Origin of the sequence: Chryseobacterium sp. SIMBA_029, assembly GCF_046535275.1 — a bacterium.
In the GTDB taxonomy this organism is placed as follows: domain Bacteria; phylum Bacteroidota; class Bacteroidia; order Flavobacteriales; family Weeksellaceae; genus Chryseobacterium.
The window spans coordinates 1-239 of record NZ_JAWRXA010000806.1 but is presented as its reverse complement, the minus strand read 5'-3'; the positions used below and the strand labels follow the sequence as shown (position 1 = coordinate 239).

The following is a 239-nucleotide window of genomic DNA, read 5'->3' as shown; positions in this document are numbered from 1 at the left end:
GAACAGCTGCGTCAGGAGGCTCCAGCCGGTACTGACCTGGATCCTGGTACCGAAACCGCCTGCGCCGTCACCCGGGTACAGCCAGAGGACATCGCCGGCCCGTGCCAGCACGTCGGGCTTGCTGTCTCCATTGAAGTCTCCCGGAGTGATCACATCAGTCACGGTGGACCAATTCGAGGCAGGTACCGCTAGCTGCCGCGTCAGCAAGCCGCCGGTGCCGTCACCCGGATAGAGGTACA

Annotated in this window: 1 protein-coding gene; it reads right to left on the bottom strand. The window is 64.0% G+C overall.

Going from position 1 to position 239, the window contains the following annotated elements:
* Nucleotides 1–239 (bottom strand): hypothetical protein (locus SB679_RS26145; RefSeq protein ID WP_410705320.1); only part of this gene is annotated, 239 nt, incomplete at both ends.